Source organism: Luteibacter sp. P4_E6 (assembly GCF_056401535.1).
In genome coordinates this window covers 1-1,641 of the sequence record NZ_JBFUJE010000714.1, presented here as the reverse complement: position 1 = coordinate 1,641, position 1,641 = coordinate 1, and the positions used below count along the sequence as shown (strand labels likewise).

Below are 1,641 nucleotides of genomic sequence, written 5' to 3'. Positions count from 1 at the left end.
GGGCAACACGTACGCCCTGCGCAACAACGAGAACCTGCAGTATTCCGGCTCCATCGGCGGCGCACTGATCAAGGACAAGTTGTTCATCTTCGCCGCAGCGGACTGGATCAAGAACACCGGTGATTACACGGGTCCCAATACCACCAGTGACGACGAGCACGATGTCGCCAAGACCAAGCGCTGGCTGACCAAGTTGGACTGGAACATCACGGACAACAACATCCTCGAGTTCACCGGCATCGGTGATACCGAGACCGAAGACCAGTCCATCAGTGCTTATAGCTACGACACCGGTAAGGGCGATTATCTCGGCCACGTCTATACGAAGAACTACAACGGTACGCAGACCAATGCGACGCCGGGTGGCAACACGTACATCGGTCACTACACGGGTTACATCACCGATGACCTGACGGTCAACGCGATGTACGGCCGGTCGCATTCCGACCACAGCCAGAACATTACGTCGGCGACCGGTCAGGCCTGCCCGACCATTACCGACAGGCGCGCGGGATTCGCTAACGATCCGCAAACCGGTTGCACGGTCGGTGGTTCGACGTTCCTCCTGCCGGGCGCGGAAGACAGCAGCCATGGCTGGAGCGCCAACATCGAATACCGCATCGGTGACCACGATCTCCGTGGCGGTGTCGATAACTACGTGCTGCGCGCCACCTCAGGCGCACTGCCGACCGGTGGCACAGGCTATATCTATAACGACGTCGCTGATGGTACGGCGATCAAGAGCCGCCTGTCGGCCCTCGGTCTCGACCCGGCCCTGTACAACCCGGCTAACTTTGCCAACGGCTATTACGTCGAGCAGACGGCGTTGAGCACGGGCACCTCGGCGCGCACCAACCAGCGTTCGCAGTTCGTCGAAGACAACTGGCAGATCACGGACCGCTGGCATGGTTACATCGGCCTGCGCAACGAGCAGTTCACCAACTACAACGGTAGCGGCCAAGCGTATGCCAGCGCGCGCCACCAGCTCGATCCGCGCCTGGGTGCGTCGTGGGACGTCTACGGCGACAGCTCGCTGAAGGTCTATGCCAATGCCGGCCGTTACCACCTCGGCCTGCCGACCTCCGTCGCCATCCGCGGTGCCGGTCCGTCGACCTATCCGTCGCAGCTCTTCGGCTTTACGGGCATCGACCCGGTCACGGGCGTGCCGACCGGCCTGGTCGATGGTCCGTACTCGGCCAACTACAACAAGAATGGCGCCAACGGCATCCCGCCGGACGCGAAGACCGTCTCGGCCCAGGGCCTGCACTCGTACTACCAGGACGAGTACATCTTCGGCGCCGATCAGCAGCTCGACAACAACTGGGTCGTCGGTGCGAAGGCCATGTACCGTCGCCTGCGCAGCCTGATCGACGACACCTGCGACTCGACGCCCATCCAGAACTGGGGCGATCAGAATGGCCTCAGCGACGAAGTAGCGGCCGGCATCGCACGAAGCACCGGTTGCTGGCTCTACAACCCGGGTCGCGCGAACACGTTCACCGTGTCGCCGGCACCGGGCCAGTACCTGAGCGTGCCGCTCACCGCCGCCGACATCGGCGAGCCGAAGGCCAAGCGTGCTTACTACATGCTCGACCTGTACGCCGAACATCAGTTCAGCGACCACTGGTACGCGAAGATCGA

General features: G+C 62.3%; 1 protein-coding gene. It reads left to right on the top strand.

Going from position 1 to position 1,641, the window contains the following annotated elements; genetic code table 11:
• Positions 1 to 1,641, top strand: a 1,641-nt coding sequence (locus AC1DT2_RS22710) for a TonB-dependent receptor domain-containing protein (protein WP_477298917.1), incomplete at both ends; no start/stop codon positions are given.